The sequence below is a fragment of the Mesorhizobium sp. M0514 genome (assembly GCF_040321145.1).
Lineage (GTDB): Bacteria > Pseudomonadota > Alphaproteobacteria > Rhizobiales > Rhizobiaceae > Mesorhizobium.
Genome location: NZ_JAMYQZ010000021.1, coordinates 20,877 through 38,961, shown reverse-complemented (window position 1 = coordinate 38,961; position 18,085 = coordinate 20,877). Strand labels below are relative to the sequence as shown.

The 18,085-nt window shown below is 63.0% G+C and carries 15 protein-coding genes; 7 read left to right on the top strand and 8 right to left on the bottom strand.

The genetic code is table 11. The annotated features are described in order from the left end of the window. Positions 1-145 precede the first annotated feature (145 nt). The 4 genes from chrA to NKI61_RS11395 form a co-directional block, all read right to left on the bottom strand. A complete protein-coding gene (gene chrA / locus NKI61_RS11410) occupies positions 146-1,537 on the bottom strand; it encodes a chromate efflux transporter (protein WP_352839552.1) in 1,392 nt (463 codons plus the stop codon). Further along, the gene (locus tag NKI61_RS11405) at positions 1,534-2,352 is read right to left on the bottom strand and encodes a chromate resistance protein ChrB domain-containing protein (RefSeq protein ID WP_023670055.1); all 819 of its coding nucleotides are present in this window, start codon (positions 2,350-2,352) and stop codon (positions 1,534-1,536) included. Before NKI61_RS11405 ends, chrA begins: the two co-directional genes overlap by 4 nt. A 140-nt stretch (positions 2,353-2,492) precedes the next feature. Then, complete coding sequence (locus NKI61_RS11400; RefSeq protein WP_352839550.1) at positions 2,493-3,281, bottom strand: 3-hydroxybutyrate dehydrogenase; 789 nt, start codon at positions 3,279-3,281, stop codon at positions 2,493-2,495. A gap of 333 nt (positions 3,282-3,614) precedes the next feature. Further along, positions 3,615-4,151 (bottom strand): TetR/AcrR family transcriptional regulator, encoded by a 537-nt coding sequence (locus NKI61_RS11395; protein WP_023670057.1) that lies wholly within the window; start codon positions 4,149-4,151, stop codon positions 3,615-3,617. Positions 4,152-4,300: 149 nt separating this feature from the next. Here NKI61_RS11395 and NKI61_RS11390 point away from each other — a divergent pair, with 149 nt between their 5' ends. Together NKI61_RS11390 and NKI61_RS11385 are read left to right on the top strand one after the other, a co-directional pair. Then, entirely contained in the window at positions 4,301-5,605 is a 1,305-nt protein-coding gene (locus tag NKI61_RS11390) for an efflux RND transporter periplasmic adaptor subunit (RefSeq protein WP_352839548.1), read from the top strand. Then, positions 5,602-8,685 (top strand): efflux RND transporter permease subunit, encoded by a 3,084-nt coding sequence (locus NKI61_RS11385; RefSeq protein WP_023696405.1) that lies wholly within the window; start codon positions 5,602-5,604, stop codon positions 8,683-8,685. Before NKI61_RS11390 ends, NKI61_RS11385 begins: the two co-directional genes overlap by 4 nt. A 165-nt stretch (positions 8,686-8,850) precedes the next feature. Here the strand turns inward: NKI61_RS11385 and NKI61_RS11380 are convergent, their stop codons facing one another. Beyond that, positions 8,851-9,312 (bottom strand): L,D-transpeptidase, encoded by a 462-nt coding sequence (locus NKI61_RS11380; protein ID WP_352811854.1) that lies wholly within the window; start codon positions 9,310-9,312, stop codon positions 8,851-8,853. A gap of 333 nt (positions 9,313-9,645) precedes the next feature. On the opposite strand from NKI61_RS11380, the gene NKI61_RS11375 reads away from it, so the two are divergent. Further along, entirely contained in the window at positions 9,646-9,771 is a 126-nt protein-coding gene (locus NKI61_RS11375) for a hypothetical protein (protein WP_352811856.1), read from the top strand. A gap of 239 nt (positions 9,772-10,010) precedes the next feature. Further along, positions 10,011-10,181, top strand: a complete 171-nt coding sequence (locus tag NKI61_RS11370; RefSeq protein ID WP_023670062.1) for a hypothetical protein — start codon at positions 10,011-10,013, stop codon at positions 10,179-10,181. Between the two features lie 71 nt (positions 10,182-10,252). On the opposite strand, the gene NKI61_RS11365 is transcribed toward NKI61_RS11370, so the two are convergent. Beyond that, a complete protein-coding gene (locus tag NKI61_RS11365) occupies positions 10,253-10,957 on the bottom strand; it encodes a response regulator transcription factor (protein WP_023670063.1) in 705 nt (234 codons plus the stop codon). A gap of 94 nt (positions 10,958-11,051) precedes the next feature. Here NKI61_RS11365 and NKI61_RS11360 point away from each other — a divergent pair, with 94 nt between their 5' ends. Next, on the top strand, positions 11,052-11,780 hold the full coding sequence (locus NKI61_RS11360; RefSeq protein WP_023670064.1) for a response regulator: 729 nt from the start codon (positions 11,052-11,054) through the stop codon (positions 11,778-11,780). A 223-nt stretch (positions 11,781-12,003) separates the two neighbouring features. Then, positions 12,004-14,091 (top strand): PAS domain S-box protein, encoded by a 2,088-nt coding sequence (locus tag NKI61_RS11355; protein WP_352811861.1) that lies wholly within the window; start codon positions 12,004-12,006, stop codon positions 14,089-14,091. A gap of 235 nt (positions 14,092-14,326) precedes the next feature. Here the strand turns inward: NKI61_RS11355 and NKI61_RS11350 are convergent, their stop codons facing one another. Beyond that, positions 14,327-14,707: a hypothetical protein gene (locus NKI61_RS11350; RefSeq protein WP_023670066.1), complete on the bottom strand. Its 381-nt coding sequence runs from the start codon at positions 14,705-14,707 to the stop codon at positions 14,327-14,329. Between the two features lie 502 nt (positions 14,708-15,209). Here NKI61_RS11350 and NKI61_RS11345 point away from each other — a divergent pair. After that, on the top strand, positions 15,210-16,412 hold the full coding sequence (locus NKI61_RS11345) for an aromatic ring-hydroxylating oxygenase subunit alpha (RefSeq protein WP_023696407.1): 1,203 nt from the start codon (positions 15,210-15,212) through the stop codon (positions 16,410-16,412). Positions 16,413-16,427: 15 nt separating this feature from the next. Here the strand turns inward: NKI61_RS11345 and NKI61_RS11340 are convergent, their stop codons facing one another. Beyond that, positions 16,428-17,840 (bottom strand): aminotransferase, encoded by a 1,413-nt coding sequence (locus tag NKI61_RS11340; RefSeq protein ID WP_023714999.1) that lies wholly within the window; start codon positions 17,838-17,840, stop codon positions 16,428-16,430. Between the last annotated feature and the right edge of the window lie 245 nt (positions 17,841-18,085).

Below are 18,085 nucleotides of genomic sequence, written 5' to 3'. Positions count from 1 at the left end.
CAGGTTCAGCTTGGCGGTATCGGGTTCGACGTAAAGGGTATCTCCGGGGCCAGCGCTGATCCTACCAGCGCCCGCGACCGTTGTGCGCCGGCCCGGCATACCTCAAAAATCCGGCTGTGATAATGGCTGGTCGCGCCTTCGGACGCTACGCAGGCAAGGCCAGCAGCGCCAGTCCGGCCAGCGCCGAGCCGGCCAATGTCGGCAGCATGCCGATCCTCAGTTTCAGCATGGCGACCATAGCGGCTGCCGCCAGCAGCGCGGCACGCCAATCCAGCGACGACAGCACCGGCACCTCCATGCCCAGGCCAACGCGGTGCACCGCGCCGAAGACGACATGCAGTGCGAACCACAGCGCAAGGTTCATCACCACGCCGACGACAGCCGCCGTGATCGCACTCAGCGCCGCCGACAGTGCCTTGTTGCCGCGCAGCGCTTCGATGTAGGGGGCACCGAGAAAGATCCAGAAGAAGCACGGCACGAACGTCACCCAGAGCGTCAGCAATGCGCCGAGCGATCCGGCGACAAGCGGTCCCATCGCACCGGCGTGACGATAGGCGGCGACGAAGCCGACGAATTGCAGCACCAGGATCAATGGTCCCGGCGTCGTCTCGGCCAGGCCAAGCCCATCGACCATTTCACCCGGCGCCAGCCAGCCGAACGAGGTCACGGCTGCCTGCGCGACATAGGAGAGCGCGGCGTAGGCGCCGCCGAATGTGACCACCGCCATCAGGCTGAAGAAGCCGCCAAGCTGTGCCCAAACACTGGCAGGGCCGGTCAGCGCCAGGATCAGTACGACCGGCCCGAGCCAGATCGGCAGCCAGATCGCGATGGTGCGCGGCGCGTGCCATTTCGTCGGCTTGGTGTGAGCGAGTTCGCCGCGTTCGAACATGACGTCGACGGCGCCCCTGACATCGGGCAAATTGTCCTTGCCGCGTGCGGCTCCGGAAAAACGCGCCGGTGCCAAGCGGTTGCCGATCCAGCCGGTCAGCCCTGCAACCAGGATGATCAGCGGAAACGGCAGCCTGATGACATAGATGGCAAGGAACGCGGCCACCGCGATCGCCATCATCACCCGGTTCTTGAGCGCCCGTTTGCCGATGCGGAGGACCGCCTCGACGACGACGGCCAGCACCGCCGCCTTGATGCCGAAAAACAGCGCCTCGATGACGGGCGCATCATTGTAGAGCACGTAGAAGATGCTGAGGCCCAGCATGACAAACGCACCGGGCAGCACGAACAGAATGCCGGCAACGAGGCCGCCGGCGGTCCGATGCAGCAGCCAGCCGATATAGATGGCGAGCTGCTGTGCCTCGGGGCCCGGCAGAAGCATGCAGTAGTTGAGCGCATGCAGGAACCGCTGCTCGCCGATCCAGCGGCGATCCTCGACCAATTCCTTGTGCATCAGCGCGATCTGTCCGGCCGGCCCGCCGAAGGAGAGCAGGCCGATCCTTGCCCACAGTTTCGCGGCTTGGCGGAAGGTCGGGACGATCGGAGCCTCGGTAGTCTGTGCATTGTCGTCCGCGGCGAGGGCGCTCATGGCGCTTTGCCCGCGCTGGGCCAATTGTGGGTTTCGTCAGTGGCGTCGCGGCACCATCTGAAGAACGCATCGTAGAGCAGCATGCCGGCATCAAGCTGTTCGAGATCGTCGCGGAACATGCGCGACAGCCCGAGCGATGCAGCGAGAAACCCGGCCGCCTGCGGTACGAGATCGAGGCGCGCCGTATCGGCTGCACGCACGATCAGCGCAAGGCGATCGAGCGCTTCGGACCGCAACCCGAACTCTTCGATCATCGTGTCGAAGGTGCAGCGCTCGCCGCGATGGCTCCAGAACACGTCGTCGATGTCGAAGGCAACCGCCCCAAACCGATCGGCGGCCGCCAGCACTTCAGACGGCTCGACAAACAGGAACACCGCCGAGGGATCGACGAAGCGGCGGATCAGCCAGGGACAGGCGATGCGGTCGACCTTGGGGCGGGCACGCGTCACCCAGACCGTGCGGCCCTTGTCGTCGCGGGGCGGTATCTTGTCGGCCTTGACCAGAAGTCCCTTGGCCGCCTGCCACGCCTCGAAGCCGCCTTCAAGGGATTCGGCAGCAATGCCCTCATGGCGCAGCCATGCGGCAACGCCTTGCGAGAGCTTCAGCCCCTTCTGGCAGATGACGACAGCATGAGCCCCCGTGAACTCGGCCGCCCAGCTCGAAACAGACTTGAAGTCGCGCCGGCACGAGGCCGGAAGCAGGCGCGGATCGGCGTCGTAGTCTTCGTCGATGCGCACATCGACAAGAACAGGCGCGTCGGACAGACCGACAAGGCGGGAAAGCTGCGCTACGGTGATTGCGGTTGTTGACGGCATGGCGTCCACCTCCAGAGTGAGAGTTTGGACGCGATCATTGGGCTGACGCCTCACGGGGTCGTCGCGAAGGAACCCCTTGCCACAATGCTGGATTGATCCTTCGCCTTTGTCAAGGAAAGAGCGGCGCCGGGGGACCGCGCCTACTGCGCCGTCCAGCCGCCATCCATCGGCAAGGTGGTGCCGGTGATCTGTCTGGCTGCGTCAGAGCACAGGAACAGGGTCAGCGCGGCGAGCTCCTCGACGGTGACGAATTGCTTCGTCGGCTGCGCTGCCAGCAGCACGTCGTGCTTGACCTGTTCCTCGGTCATGCCGCGCGCCTTCATCGTGTCGGGGATCTGTTTTTCGACCAGTGGCGTCCAGACATAGCCGGGCGCGATGGCGTTGACGGTGATGCCGTCCTGCGCGACTTCCAGCGCTACCGTCTTGGTCAGACCCGCTATGCCGTGCTTGGCCGAGACGTAAGCCGACTTGAACGGCGAGGCGACCAGTGCATGCGCCGACGCGGTGTTGATGATGCGACCCCATTTGCTCGCCTTCATGCCGGGCACCACGGCCTTGATCGCGTAAAAGGCGGCAAGCAGATTGATGCGGATGATGGCTTCCCACTTGTCGTCGGGAAACTCCTCGATTGGCGCGACATGCTGTATCCCGGCATTGTTGACCAGAATGTCGAGGCTGCCTAAGGCCTGCTCGGCTTCGCGCACCATGGCGGTCACCGCTGCGCCGTCCATCATGTTGGCGCCGGAGTAGCGGCACTGGACGCCGAAATCCTTCTCGATGCCGGCGCGCTCCTGTTCGATCGCCGCGGCTTCGCCAAGGCCGTTGATCGTGACGTTGGAGCTCTCGGCGGCAAGGGCGCGGGCAATGGCCAGGCCAATGCCGCTGGTCGATCCGGTGACGAGCGCATTCTTCGAAGAAAGGGAACCCATGGAGATCTCGCGACTGTTAGGAGGACTACAAAGGCACATAGTTTGTGCGCCGCAACATGACAATGCCATAACCATATGCCGGCGCCATCACAGCCCTAAAACGCGCTTTGCCGGCCTCGCCGAGCGCCGTCTCAAGGCTGCACGGCAGTGTTATGGTGCGGCGCAACATAGTCGGCCGCGCATTCGCGCAGTCATTCCTGAAGCATCGATCCAACGAATCAGGGGGGCTGTAGCTTGAAATCGCCGATGTCGTGATGCGTGCCTATGCCCTGCCGCTCACCAACCGTCCTTTCCGCCCGGCCCGTATCGCTTCTTCGACCGCGACGCCCTGAGCTATCCCGCAATCTCCAGTAGGGCCGATACCAGCAAGTGGCGCTCGTCGGCGGACAGCACGTCGGAATCGAAGAGGTTCATGCTGCGCAGCCCTTCGATGGCCAGAAAGCAGACCAGCAGCGTCTTGAGGTCCGGCGTCTCGCTCTTCAGCCGCTGCAGCAGCTGTGACTTGAAGGCTTTTATCGGCGTCAGGAAATCCGGATCCTCGGCGATCGCCGAGAATATCCACGAAGCCGTCGGCTTCGGCTCCTCACAATCATCCGCCGAGAGCCGGATATAGGTGGCGAGGAGGCTCTCGCCGCTGGCGCCGGCGACACGGCCCGATTCCAGCGCCAGCTCGAACGCGCGCAGGTAATTCTCCACCAGGCCCTGCATCAGTTTGGCCTTGGTCGGAAAGTTATATAACAGGCCGCCTTTCGACACGCCGGCGCGGCTGGCGACGGCGTCAAGCGACAGGCTGCCGGGACCGGTCTCGCGTGCGACATCGGCGGCGGCGGCGAGTATCTTGTCGCGCGAATTTGCCCTTTGGGTCTTCATCGATCCCTTCCCCCGCACCAGCCTAGGCGGAATTGACAAGACCGTCCAGACGGTACAGTAAGTTCGCCGTCATTTGTAATCGGGACCTGGCGTCGATAAGTGTCCCGCTATTCGGCTATTTTGCCGGACATCGGCCGAGGGGACAGTTCGTGAAGCGCTTCATCTCTATCACCGCAATTCTGCTTCTGCTCGCTCTGGTGTGCGTCGGCGTTGTCGGCTTCAACCTGTTCCGCGACAACGCTATCAAACAGTATTTCGCCACCATGAAGCCGCCGGCGACGACCGTATCGACGGTTGTCGTCAAGCCTTCCGACTGGACGCCGGGGGTCGAGGCGATCGGCACGGTACGCGCCGTGCGCGGTGTCGACCTTACCGTCGAGACCAGCGGCATCGTCAAGGACATCCTTTTCCATGCCAACCAGAAGGTGCCGGTCGATTCGGTCCTGCTGCAGCTCGACGATGCCGTCGAACGCGCGGATCTGGTCGCGGCCAAGGCGCAGTCCGTGTCCGACAAGACGGCGCTCGAACGCGCGCTGGAGCTGCAGCGGCGCGGCGTCGGAACGGATGCCACGCTCGACACCGCTCAAGCCGCTGCATCGGCCTCCGCCGCGCAGGTCAACAAGCTGCAGGCCGTGCTCGATCAGAAGCAGCTGACGGCGCCGTTCGCCGGCACCGTGGGCATCCCCAAGATCGACCTCGGCCAATATCTCTCGCCCGGCAACGCAGTGGTGACCTTGCAGGATCTGGACACCATGCGGGTCGATTTCTCGGTACCCGAACAGCAGCTGCCGCTGCTCAAGATAGGCCAGGCGGTGCGGCTCGGCCTCGGCGGCACCGGCGGCGGCGCCGACATGCCGTTTGCCGGCTCCATTCACGGCATCGATCCCAAGATCGACGCTTCAAGCCGCCTGGTGTCCGTCCGCGGCGAGGTCGCCAACCCTGACGGCAAGCTGACGCCCGGCCAGTTCGTCCAGGTTCGCGTCGAGCTGCCGCAGGAGAAAAACATTCTGTCCTTGCCGCAGACGGCATTGACGTCGAGCCTCTATGGCGACTTCGTCTTCGTCGTCGTTCCGGCGAAGCCGGCGGAAGGCGCCCCGGCCGCGAAACCCGAGGAAAAGCCTGCTGCAGGGGCCGACGCGGCAAAGCCGGCGGCAGATGCAAAGCCGGCAGACGCGAAACCGGCTGCCGAAGACGCCGCGGCGAAGCCCGCGGACAAGCCGGCTGCCGACCCCGCGAAGCCCGCGGCAGAACCGGAAAAGCCGGCGCTCGTGCTGTCGCAGGTGTTCGTGAAGCCCGGCCGCCGCAACGACGGCATGGTCGAGATCGTCGAGGGCATCAAGGCTGGAGACGAGGTCGTCACCGCCGGCCAAAACCGTCTCTTCAACGGCATGTCCGTCGCTGTCGACAACACCATTGACCCCAGCAAGTCGGCGAACCAGCAGGCTCAGCAATGAACTTTTCCGACATCTTCATTCGCCGGCCGGTCCTCTCCACCGTCCTCGCCTGTATGATCCTGCTCCTGGGTTTCCAGGGCATCTTCAACCTGTCGATCCGGCAGTATCCCAAGGTTGACGAGACGGCGATCACCATCACCACCGCCTATCCCGGCGCCAGCGCCGACCTGATCCAGGGCTTCATCTCCGCCCCGATCGCGCGGGCCGTCGCCTCGACCGAGAACATCGACTACGTCACCTCGTCCAGCCGGCCGTCTTCGAGCACTGTGGTCGTCCAGATGAAGCTCGGCTCCAATCCGGATGTCGCGCTGACCGAGGTCCTGTCGAAAGTGCAGGGCGTACGCGGCACCTTGCCGGATGCATCTAAGGACCCGGTCATCGTCAAGGGCACCGGCCAAGAGTTCGCGATGATGTACATCTCGATGCAGAATCCGAACATGAGCAAGGAGCAACTCACCGAATATATCGAGCGCGTCGTGCGGCCCCGCATGTCGACGGTCGAAGGTGTCGCCGACGTGCAGATCTTCGGCGCCGAGGAATATTCGATGCGGGTCTGGATCGACCCGGTCAAGCTTGCTGCGCGTGGCGTCACCGCCGCCGAAGTGCTGGCGGCGATCAACAACTCCAACTTCCTGTCGGCGCCCGGCAACACCGAGAACGAATATGTCGTCTCCTCGATCACGGTTCGCTCGACGCTGCAGACGCCTGAGGCCTTTGCCGAGCTTCCGCTGCGCTCGACGGACGGCCAGGTGGTGCGCTTGCGCGACGTGGCGCGAGTCGAGCTTGCCGCCGAGAGCACCGACACGAGGGTGAGCTTCAATGGCAAGCCCGGCACCTTCCTCGCCATCTTCCCGACGCCGGCCGCCAACCCGCTGACAACGGCGGAGGCGATCCACAAGATCGTGCCTTTGATTCAAGAGACGCTGCCGAAAGGCATGACCATCGAAATCGTCTACGATTCCACCGAACAGATCAGCGCCTCGATCGATGAAGTGTTCAAGACCATCGCCGAAGCCGTCGCCATCGTCGTCGTGGTCATCCTGTTGTTCCTCGGCTCATTCCGCTCGGTGATGATGCCGATCGTGACCATCCCGCTGTCGCTGGTCGGCGTCTGCTTCCTTTTGTTTGCGGTCGGCTATTCGATCAACCTTCTGTCGCTGCTGGCCATGGTGCTGGCCATCGGCCTTGTCGTCGACGACGCTATCGTGGTGGTGGAGAACATCCATCGCCACATGGAGGAGGACCACATGTCGCCGATGCAGGCGGCCTTCAACGGCATGCGCGAGATTTTCTCCGCCATCGTGGCCATGACCATCACGCTCGCCGCCGTGTTCGCGCCGCTGGCCTTCACCGGCGGCCTGACCGGTGCGCTGTTCCGCGAGTTCGCGGTGACGCTCGCCGGTTCGGTGGTGCTGTCCGGCCTCATAGCCGTCACCATCACGCCGATGATGGCGGCGCGTCTGCTCAAGGCGGGATCGCACAGTCGCTTCCAGCGCGTCGTCGACGGAACCTTCAGCCGTGTCGAGCATGTCTATGAGCGGGCGGTAACCGCCTCCTTGAGAAATCGACCGGTGACGCTGCTGATGGTCGTGGCGCTGGTTGCGCTCACCGGCTTCATGTTCACCAAGACCTCGAGCGAACTGGCGCCGGAAGAGGACCAGGGCTTCCTGTTGTCGATCGTGACGGCACCGCGCTACGCGACCTCGGACTACACCGAGACCTACGTCAACCAGATCCTCGGCTTGGTGAAGGACATTCCCGAAACCAGGGCGCAATTCTCCGCCGTTGCCTTTGGCGGCGCCACCAACGGCGCCTTTGTCGGCTTCGCCTTCAAGGATTGGGCCGAGCGCCAGCGCAACTCAAAGGAGCTTCAAGCCGATATCCAGGGACGCCTCGGCAAGGTGGCCGGCGTCGAGGCCTTCGTCTTCGCGCCGCCGACGCTGCCGGGCTCCGGCGGCGGCCTGCCGATCTCCATGGTGGTGCGCTCGACCGGTGGTTCCGCCGAGGTCTACGAGGCGGCCGAGCAGATTAAGAACAAGGCGCAGGCCTCCGGCCGCTTCATCGTCGTGCAAAACTCGATGTCCTTTGACGCTCCGCAGGTGACGGTGACCATCGACCGCGACCGCGCGGCGGCTCTCAACCTGCCGATCGCCGACATCGGCCAGACGCTGACGCTGCTGGTCGGCGGCGCCGAAGTGGCTCAGTTCGACCGCGATTCCAACAGCTACGACATCATCCCGCAGGTGCCGAAGGAATTCCGCGACAATCCCGAGAAGCTCGGCGAATATTTCGTGCGTAGCGTGACCGGCGAAATGGTGCCGCTTTCAGCGGTGGTGAAGATTTCGACCAACGCCGCGCCGGCCGCGATCGAGCAGTTCAACCAGCTGAACTCGGCGACGATATCAGCGCTGCCGCTTCCCGGCGTCACCACGGGCGACGGGCTGCAGACCCTGGAGAACCTTGCCAAGGAGAGCCTGCCCGATACCTTCTTCATCGATTATTCCGGCCAGTCCCGGCAGGAGAAGGAGCAAGGCAACACGATCCTTATCGCGTTCGCAGCCGCCGTAATCGTCATCTATCTGGTGCTGGCGGCGCAGTTCGAAAGCTTCCGCGACCCGCTGATCATCATGATGGCGGTGCCACTGTCGATCTTTGGCGCCATCGTGCCGCTCAATCTGGGGCTTGGAACGCTCAATATCTACACGCAGGTCGGCCTGATCACACTGATAGGTCTGATCACCAAGCACGGCATTCTTCTGGTCGAGTTCGCCAACCAGCAGCGCGAGTTGCATGGCATGAGGCGGCGCGATGCGATCGTCGCCTCGGCCAAGGTGCGCTTGCGGCCGATCCTGATGACGACAGCGGCGATGGCGCTCGGCGTCGTGCCGCTGATCGTGTCCAGTGGTGCTGGTGCGGCGGCGCGCTATTCGATGGGCCTCGTAATCTTCACCGGCATCCTGGTCGGAACCATGTTCACCCTGTTCGTGGTGCCGATGTTCTACACCTTCATCGCCAGCAAGGACCTGCCGCACCACGCCGAAAAGCCAGACCCGAAGCTGATGCCGGTGCACGCGGACTGAGCGCGAACGGCGTCAGCGAACAAACGAAAAGAGGCCGGAAATTTCCGGCCTCTTTTTTTGACTGGATTGATTTACCGCGAAGCCCCGATGGAGCTCCAAGGCGGGAACTTGCGGTGCGGCATGACCTGTCCGGCTGCGCTGCACCATCGCTCCAAACGCAGTCTGCTACTTGACGATGACGATGCTGGTGTTGGTCGGGCCGAAGGTTTCGACCAACTGGTAGAAGTCGGCGGCATTGTCGGGATGCAGCCGCACGCAGCCATGCGACGCCGGCCGTCCCAGCCGCTTGATGGCGTTGGTCGCATGCACGGCGTAGCCGCCGCTGAAGAAGACCGAGTGCGGCATCGGCGCGTTGTCGTATTTCTTCGAATGCCACATCTCGTGCATGCGGGTCGGCTTGAACGAGCCGGTCGGCGTGACATGCGCACTGTCGCCGGTCGAGACCTTCCAGGCGAAAGTCGGCCGGCCATCGACCAGCACTTCCATGGTCTGCTGCGACAGCGAAACTCGCGCGACGATCTGGTTTGCCGCGGCATGGGCGGTGCTGTTGGCAGCGCCAAGCAGAAGCGCGGCGCCGGCAGCGGCGGCGGCGGCGTTGATGAGTTTGGCGGAAATGGCTTTGTACATGATGGCTCCCCTTTGCCGGCCCGGCCGGCGTCAATTCGATGGCCGCTTATCCCTGCGTCATGTTTCAGGCTGATTTCGATCGACGCTCGTTTGTGTTTCGAATCTGTTTCCACGGGTTAACAAGCAAGGTGGACAACAAGGAGCGTGCTCCCGTCTTCGCTGCGCACTCCCGATCACGCACCGCGCCCCCAAACGAAAGTGCTGATGTCCTTATATGAAAGAAGATTGGCTTCGCTCGAAACCGACTTGCAACAAAGCGCGGCCTGGGCGGCATGATCTGGTTACAGGCTCGCGGCACAGTCATCCCAACGAGAACAGCCGGCGCCAACGAAAATGAGCATCAAATCAACCACCCTGTCCTGGCTCTTCAGGATAAGCATCGCCGCATTTGTCGTCGGCGGCATCGGCACAGTAGCCGGCACCCCGATTGACGAAACTGGCGGTGATGAATTCGGGTGAGATTTCGACGCTGCATGCCGCGCTGTTCATAGCCTTGGTCTGGATTGTCTCCAGTCTGCGCATCAACCGTCTCAGGGCCCTCTGGCGGGTCGGCCTCGGGTTGAAGTGGATGCGCGGCCCCTCCGGCAACTTGCTGCCGAGAGGACCGAAGGCCCGCGTCGCAACGGGGGGCTCCGGGCGACGCGGGCACTTCGGGTTTATCCTGAAGCACCCGCGGTTCTGATTTTTGGGGACAACCGATGAAGACGAAATCTGCAGCCTCCGTGCTTTCGGTACTGCTCTATGCACAAGGCCTGCTCGGCTTTGCCGGTCTCGCCACGGTTCTCCTGAAGGACCGCGCGCATGCCGCCAGCGAAATCGTAGTCGCCAGCGAATTGCCGTCGGGACCATCGCTTCTGGTGGTGCGCTGACGCCTATGCATGGCGCCCGAGATTGCGCAGCTTTTTTGGGCGAGCCGAGGAACAATCCAGCCTCCCGACCCTCAGTCGGCGCGCTGCGTCGGCGGGTCGAACCGGTAGCCTGCGCCGCGTATAGTTGTGATGGTTTCGGTGTCGAGCTTGCGGCGCAGCCGCACGATGCGCGAATCGATCGAGCGGTCGAAGGCATCGGCATTTTCGGCGGGCGCCGCCGCAATGATGTCGTCGCGCGTCAGCACCTTGCGCGGGCTGGCCAGAAACAGCCTGAGCAGCGCCACCTGGCCCGGCGACAGCTGTTCTTCCGTACCCGAACGGTGCATGACGATGGCCGACCGCAAATCGACGGTGGCATTTTCCAGCACGATCAGTTCCTGGGCGGACCTGCCGCGCCGCGTCAGCAGGCCGCCGATGCGCGCGGCAAGCTCCCTGACATTGAGCGGACTTTCGACGACATCTGCGGCGCCAAGCTCGAGCGCCAGCACCTTGTCGACCAGATCGGCCGGCCGGCAGATCAGGATGAAATCCGGCCCCGCCTTCCCGTCCGCGCTCTGGCCGCCGCCATAACGCCTGAGCAGGTCCCGCCCTTCCGCCTGGCTGAGGCTGTCGCCGACGATGACGATATCGATGCCTCCGGCCGAAAGCAGGGATTCAGCTTCCCAGGGCTGCCGCGCCTCGCGCACGTCATGGCCGCGCCGGTCGAGATGATCGGCAAGATCGCCGGCCACCACATCGGCGACGGAAACCAGCGCGATGACGGATCGTGCAGCCATGTTTTTCTTCCCGTTCCCCCGCAACCGGATATGAGTGCTGGACATCATGTTTATACCCAATCTACTTTCCGCTGAAAGCGGGAGCGAGGCCATAGTGCGGGCACGGATTGTCATCGTCGAGGACGAGCCCGATCTCCGGGACGCGGTCGCCGAGTATCTCGGCGCCAACGGCTACGATGTGACCCAGGCCGGAAGCGCGGCCGAGGCGCGCGCCTTGCTGGAGACGGAATCGTTTCATTTGGCCATTCTCGACATCGCCATGCCGGGCGAGGACGGACTGTCGCTCGGCCGCTGGCTGCGCTCGAAAATACCGGTCGGCATCATCTATGCCACGGCTGCCGGCACCGCACTCGACCGCATTGTCGGGCTGGAGCTTGGCGCCGACGACTACATCGTCAAGCCCTACGAGTTGCGTGAGGTGCTGGCTCGTGTGCGCAGCGTGCTGCGCCGCGTTCCGCAGCCGAGCCCGCCCCAGGCGGCGAAGACACAAGCCGATGGCGGCCGCCGCCTGACCTTCGGCCCGTTCCAGGCCGACCTCGACGGCAGGCTTGTCACCGGCGCCAACGGCGCCGTCATCGACATGGCCAAGAGCGAGTTCGATGTGCTGGAGGTTTTCCTGACCCGCGCCAACCGGCTGTTGACGCGATCGGCGATCTCCGAGGCGATTGGTTTTGTTGAGGATCCTGAATCGTCGCGCGCCGTCGACATTCGCATCATGCGGCTGCGCAAGAAGATCGAAACCGATCCGGCCAATCCGAAATTTTTGCGCACAGTGCGCGGCGAAGGCTATATCTTCTCGCTGCCGACCGGTGACGGGCACTAGAGCAATTACAGGAAAAGTGTACGCGGTTTTCCGCCCGGAATTGCGTAAAAACAAAGAGATAGAGGCTTCTCCGTTTCCGTGAAACGGTGAAACGCTCTAGCAATTCCAGGAACAGTGCGTAGCGATTTTCCGTTCGGGATTGCATTGAAACATGGAGCGTTTCACCTTTTTCGTGAAATGCTCCATAGCTGCCTAATTCGACGGCCCTTTACTGATGGCTGACATGACCGCTGAACCAGCACCACGTATGGACCCGCAAGGCGCTCGCCAGAGCGCCGCGATGGCGGCTGTGCGCGTCGTCCGCCGGTTGCGCGATGCCGGCGACTGGCAGCGCGAGATGGAAACCATCCTCGAAACGCTCTGCAGCGCCATGAATTGCCAGCGCGGCATCCTGTTCAGGCTGCGCGAATTGCCCGGCCAGGGCTTCGCCCAATCGGTCGCCGCCTACTGGATCGATCCTCGCTTCGGCGGCGAACTGGCTTCGCCGACGGTGATCATGCAGTCGATCGTCGATACCGATCCGCTGCTGGAGCGGATTGGAGAGGACGAGCGGCAAGGCAAGATCTTCGCCGGCCATACGCGCGATCTCGACGGGTTCCTCAGGGCCGATTTCGAAAAGCAGCACATCAAGTCGTTCCTGTCGGTATCGGTGTTCGCGCACGGTCATCTGTGGGGCACGTTCGCGGTCAATGACTGCCTAAACGAGCGCGAATGGACCGAAGAGGAAGAGGCGACGATGCACATCATCGCGCTCGCCATCGGCGACGCCATCGAGCACTCGCCGTCCGACGCCCATGCCAGCGAAGTCATCCGCCGCACCATGCTGCAGGCGTCGCTCGACGCCATCATCGTCATCGACGAGACCGGCTCGATCATCGAATTCAATCCGGCCGCCGAAAAGATGTTCGGCTATCAGCGCAGCGACATCCTCGGCAAGGACCTGCTCGATACCGTGGTGCCGGAATATTACCGCAAGGGCTATGTCTCGGGCGCCGAATACATGTCGGGCCGCGGCGCGCCGATGGTTGGCCAACGGCTTGAGACCGTGACACAGAATGCGGCCGGCGAGGTGTTTCCCATCGAATTGACGGCGACCGAGATGCGGGTGGCTGACCGTCAGCTCATCTTCGGTTCGATCCGCGATCTGCGCGATAAGCTGCGCGCCGAAGAAGAGATCAACCGCCAGCGCGAAAAACTGCACCAGAACGAGAAGATGGCGGCGATGGGTTCACTGCTGGCCGGTGTTTCGCACGAGCTCAACAACCCGCTCGCCGTGGTCGTTGCGCAGTCGACGCTGCTGCATGAATTCGCCACCGACCCGCAGACCAAGGTTCGCGCCGAGAAAGTGCGCGCCGCTGCCGAGCGCTGCGGCCGCATCGTCAAAAGCTTCCTGTCGATGGTGCGCCTGCATCCGGCGGCGCAGGCCGAGACCGATCTCAACCAGGTGATCCGCGCCGCACTCGAAGTAACCGCCTATGGCGCACGCTCGAGCGGCATCATCATCGACACCGATTTCGCGCCCGGCCCGCTGCTGGCGATGGCCGATGCCGACCACGTCACGCAGGTGGCCGCCAATTTCCTGATCAACAGCCAACACGCTCTGGCCGGTATCGGCGGCGACCGCCTGATCAAGGTGCGGACATTCCGCAGCGATCGCGGCAACCCCGGGTTTTCGGTCGAGGACAACGGACCGGGCATTCCCGAGGCGATCCGCAGCCGCATCTTCGAATCCTATTTCACCACCAAGCCGGTCGGCGTCGGCACCGGCATCGGCCTGTCGATCTCGAAATCGATCGTCGAGCGCCACAACGGCAATATCTGGTTCGAGGAGGTGCTGCCGCGTGGCGCGCGCTTCGTCGTCCAGCTGCCGGTAATCACCGGCGGCGCGGCAGCAGCCGGCGACAGCCCGGCTCGTTCCAGCGGCTTGCGCCATGCGCTGATCATCGACGACGAACCCGACGTCGCCGGCTCCCTCTCCGACATCCTGGAACTGATGGGTATCAAGTCGCGGGTCGTGCCGGCCTGGACGTCGGCGGCGGCGACCTTGACCGGCCACATGCCGCCAGACATCGTCTTTTCCGACTTGCGCATGCCCGGCACCAGCGGCATTGCCATCTACCGCGAATTGCTCGCCGACAACCTGGCGCTGGCCAAACGCTTCGTGCTGGTCACCGGCGACCTGATCGGCGCCAAGGCCGAGATCGAAGCCTTGCCGGCGCCGCAGCGCCCGCAAATCCTGGAAAAGCCGTTCTCGACGCTGGACGTCCGCGGCGTACTCTCGGCAATAGCCGACCAGGTCGCCGCCGGCTAAGTTTTCGGAAGCACCCATGTAGGGTCTATCGAGATTCGGGTCAGGCCGAGTCGAGAATGGTGGTTCCCGAGAACCGGAGCGGAGCGTACTTGAAGTACGCGAGCACCGGAAGCGCAGGGAACCTCCATGCGCAGGCCGGCCTCACCCGAATATCGATAGGCCCTAAAAAAGAGGCTCCCGACCGAGGGAAGCGGCGGGAGCCAAGAACGAGCGCGGGAGGAAGCGCTCGGGAGGTTCAGAAAACGTTGGGTGTCGTGGTCAGCGGCGCTGCGTTGGCGATCATGCGGACGGAACGCGCCTTGTGCACGCCGGACTGAGCGGCGATGACGCGCAGGCACTCCGCGCTCTCGGCGCCCCAGGCCTGACCCTGGCAGGCAAAATCGATTTCCGGCTCCGGCAGCCGGGCGGTCTTGATGGTGGTCGGCGCGCCCTGGACAACATTGGCCGGCGGGTTGAGCGAAGCAAAAGCCGGACCGGAAGCCGGTGTCAGGAACATGACGGCCAGAGCGCAGGCGCCCAGCATGGAGAACATCGCAACCGGATGGTCGCTGGCGCGCTGACGCAGTGCCAGTTTGGCGCGTCGTTCGTTGCTAGTGATCTCGACTTTCGTATGCATTGCTGCTCCCCTTCGTTTTCTTATGAAACGAACCTAAGCGCGCCTGGTAACGGGCGAATGATGCGCTTGGCTTGCCCGCGTAACAGGTTTGAAACAAGAAATTCGGGCATATCCGGACAGATCCGGTCATGTGCCGACGGCAAGATGCGTTTGCGAAGCTGTTTCATGCGGGCAATCAAATGTTGACGACAGGCGGGCCGCGAACGCACCAAGCCCGCTTCCTGTCGGCCGCACTATGAACAAGCTCACACTGCGGATCGAATTTGCGGACGCCAGGTATTTCGTCTCGGAGCGGGCCGTGTTTGCAAGCTCGGCACGGCCAAATCCGCATGCCGGACAGCTATTTCACGCCCCCGGTTAACGCCCGGATATTCCGGGGTTTTCTGGCTTTCAGCTGGTCCTGTTGTGCCGACTTGAAAAGTTGTGATTTCTACAAGCCATTGCATTTCAATGTAAAATATGGTTTTATTGAATGAGTATTCAATAAAAGAAGAGCTTTTTTATGAACCCGCATCTCCGTGACGTGGCGATCCCCAATGATTGGGACCGGCGGGGTCTGCCGGGCTGGAGTTATCACTCCGACGCGCTTCTCGAACTTGAGAAGGAATACGTCTTCCGCAACCATTGGCAGATCGCCGGCCATGTCTGCGACGTGCCGAATGCCGGCGACTATCTGACTATGGACGTGGTCGGCGAGCGGGCGCTCATCGTGCGCGGCAAGGACGGCGTCGTGCGCGCCTTCAACAACATGTGCCGGCATCGCGGCAGCCGCGTCGTCGCCGACAGCCAGGGCACCTGCAAGAACGCGCTGGTCTGCCCGTTCCATGGCTGGGTCTACAATCTCGACGGCACGCTGCGCGGCGCCGCCCGGCCGCGCTCCTTCCCCGAGCTCGACAAGACCGAATTCGGCCTGATGCCGCTCGACCTTGAGATATGGATGGGCTTCATCTTTGTCCGCTTTCGCAAGGGCGGCCCGCAGCCTTCGGTGGCCGAACTGTTGAAGCCGATCGAGGCCGAGATGGCACACTACAACGTGGCCGAGATGGTGCCGTCCTGGGGCATCTGGACACAGAAAACGCCGGTCAACTGGAAGTCGGTGCGCGACGTCGACAATGAAGGCTACCACGTCGCCATGGCGCATCCGGCGCTGCAGGATCTCTACGGCTCGACCTATTTCGACGAGCCGTTCATCAACGGCGTGTCGCGCTCGTTTGCCACCTACAATCCGCATGCCGGCCGGCGCTGGAGCGTGCGCGAATACATCAAGCTCACGCCCGATGCCTCACACCTGCCGGAGCATCTGCGCAGGGCCTGGATCTATTACGGCATCTTCCCCAACAACGCGCTGTCGATCATGCCGGAATCGGTGCAGTTCTATCAGGAGTTCCCGCTGTCGACCGGCGAGACGCTGCTGCGCGGCGCCATCTACCGCTACCCCGACGAGACCCGGGAACAGGCGGCCGCCCGCTATCTCGCCTACCGCATCGACCGCGATACCATGAACGAGGACGTGCAGCTTTCCGTCTGGTCAAACGAGTCCATGATCTCGGAGGCCTTCGAGGGTTTTTATCTCTCCGACCTCGAATACGGTGTGCGCACCCACCACGACCATCTGCGCAAGCAGATCCCGGTGCTGGGCCTGGAGACGGCGCCGGAGGAGAAGGACATGTGGAACCTCAATGAGGCTATGCGCTCGCAGGTGTAGGGGCGGAACTGCCAGTCACCCCTGCCACACGCCCTCTTTGCGCAGATCATCCATGGTCCGCGAAATGCCTTCGCGCAGGATCGCCACCATGTCGTCGATCTGCTCTCGCGTGATGATCAGCGGCGGCGACATCACGCACATGTTGATCAGCGGCCGGACCAGGAGGCCGAGTTCGTGGCAATGCGCGTCGATGCGCTTGCCGACATCCTTGTCGAGCTGCAGCGGATCCTTGCTTTCGCGGTCGGCTACGCACTCGACGCAGCCCATCAGGCCCATGCCGCGGACTTCGCCAACCAGCGGCAGTTCCTCCAGCGTCTTCAACTGCGCCTGGAAATAGGGCGTGACATCGCGCGTGTGGGCCAGCACGCTGTCTTCCAGGATATCGAGGTTCTTCAGCGCCACCGCGCAGCCGATGGGATGACTGGTATAGGTCAGGCCATGGCCGAACATCGCATCGGGATGGTTGGAACGGCGCATTTCCTGAAGCAGCCGCTCCGAGATGATGACGCCGCCAAGCGGGAAATAGCCTGATGTAACGCCCTTGGCGAAGGTGATCATGTCGGGGTCGATGCCGAAGCCATCGCCGGAGGCAAAGACATGGCCGAGCCGCCCGAAGCCGGTCACCACCTCATCGGAGATATAGAGGATATCGTTGTCCCTGCAGATTTCGCGAATGCGCTTGAGATAGCCATCCGGCGGCACGACGACGCCGCCGGATGCCTGCACCGGTTCGCCGACGAAAGCACCGATCTTCTCTGCGCCGACGCGGGCGACCGTATCGCGAAACTGATCGACCAGGAAATCGCAGAAGGCGGCGATGTCAATGCCTTTCGGCCGCCGGAACGGGTCTGGCGAGGACAGTTTGACGACCAGATCGTCGGCGCCGTCCATCCAGTCGCGGTCGCGCGGCCGGCCGTTGAGCGAGGCCGACAGATAGGTCGAGCCGTGATAGGCGCCGCCGCGGCTGAGGATCAGCTTCTTTTCCGGCCGCCCGCGCACATTGTTGTAGAACTGCATGAAGCGCAGTGCCGTCTCGACAGCCGACGATCCGCCGGTGGTGAAGAAGGTATGGCTGAGATCGCCCGGCGCATGATCGGCGAGGCGCTTGGCGAGCTCGGCCGACGGCGCATTCATCGTATACCAGGGCGTGTTGTAGGACAGCATCATCGCCTGGTCGTACATCACCCTGGCCAGCTCCTCGCGGCGGTGGCCGACATTGATGCACCACATGCCGGCCGGCCCGTCGATCAGTCGCTTGCCTGTTACATCGGTGATGTAGATGCCATCGCCCTCGCCAATCAGCGCACGCGCTTCATTGCCGACCGAGCCGGCATAAGGCCAGGGCTGGATGAGATGGCGCTTGGCCAGCTCGACCGCATCGCCACCGTCAGCCATTTCCATCGCTCTTAGGTCTCTTGCAGCCGCCATCATTGCCTCGCATCGTCTGAGCGTAATTTCACCGGGCAGAAAGCGAAGCGCCAAGGGCAGGAAAGCCGGCTTTCTTCACTTCATTTTGAATGTCCGTTCAATCAATATTGCAGAAATAGCGCTTGATTTCAATGCACGGATGCGCTCATGATGAAGGAAAGCCGGCAAGCTTGGAGCGCAACCAGCAAAGCGCGCTCCGCAAAAATTGGGAACAGGCAGCCGGCCCGGTCGATGGGAGCATCATG

Coding starts and splice junctions, on each gene's coding strand:
- chrA (WP_352839552.1), bottom strand. CDS start 1,537: ATGAGCGCCCTCGCCGCGGACGACAATGCACAGACTACCGAGGCTCCG.
- NKI61_RS11405 (WP_023670055.1), bottom strand. CDS start 2,352: ATGCCGTCAACAACCGCAATCACCGTAGCGCAGCTTTCCCGCCTTGTC.
- NKI61_RS11400 (WP_352839550.1), bottom strand. CDS start 3,281: ATGGGTTCCCTTTCTTCGAAGAATGCGCTCGTCACCGGATCGACCAGC.
- NKI61_RS11395 (WP_023670057.1), bottom strand. CDS start 4,151: ATGAAGACCCAAAGGGCAAATTCGCGCGACAAGATACTCGCCGCCGCC.
- NKI61_RS11385 (WP_023696405.1), top strand. CDS start 5,602: ATGAACTTTTCCGACATCTTCATTCGCCGGCCGGTCCTCTCCACCGTC.
- NKI61_RS11380 (WP_352811854.1), bottom strand. CDS start 9,312: ATGTACAAAGCCATTTCCGCCAAACTCATCAACGCCGCCGCCGCCGCT.
- NKI61_RS11375 (WP_352811856.1), top strand. CDS start 9,646: ATGAGCATCAAATCAACCACCCTGTCCTGGCTCTTCAGGATAAGCATC.
- NKI61_RS11370 (WP_023670062.1), top strand. CDS start 10,011: ATGAAGACGAAATCTGCAGCCTCCGTGCTTTCGGTACTGCTCTATGCA.
- NKI61_RS11365 (WP_023670063.1), bottom strand. CDS start 10,957: ATGGCTGCACGATCCGTCATCGCGCTGGTTTCCGTCGCCGATGTGGTG.
- NKI61_RS11355 (WP_352811861.1), top strand. CDS start 12,004: ATGACCGCTGAACCAGCACCACGTATGGACCCGCAAGGCGCTCGCCAG.
- NKI61_RS11350 (WP_023670066.1), bottom strand. CDS start 14,707: ATGCATACGAAAGTCGAGATCACTAGCAACGAACGACGCGCCAAACTG.
- NKI61_RS11345 (WP_023696407.1), top strand. CDS start 15,210: ATGAACCCGCATCTCCGTGACGTGGCGATCCCCAATGATTGGGACCGG.
- NKI61_RS11340 (WP_023714999.1), bottom strand. CDS start 17,840: ATGGCGGCTGCAAGAGACCTAAGAGCGATGGAAATGGCTGACGGTGGC.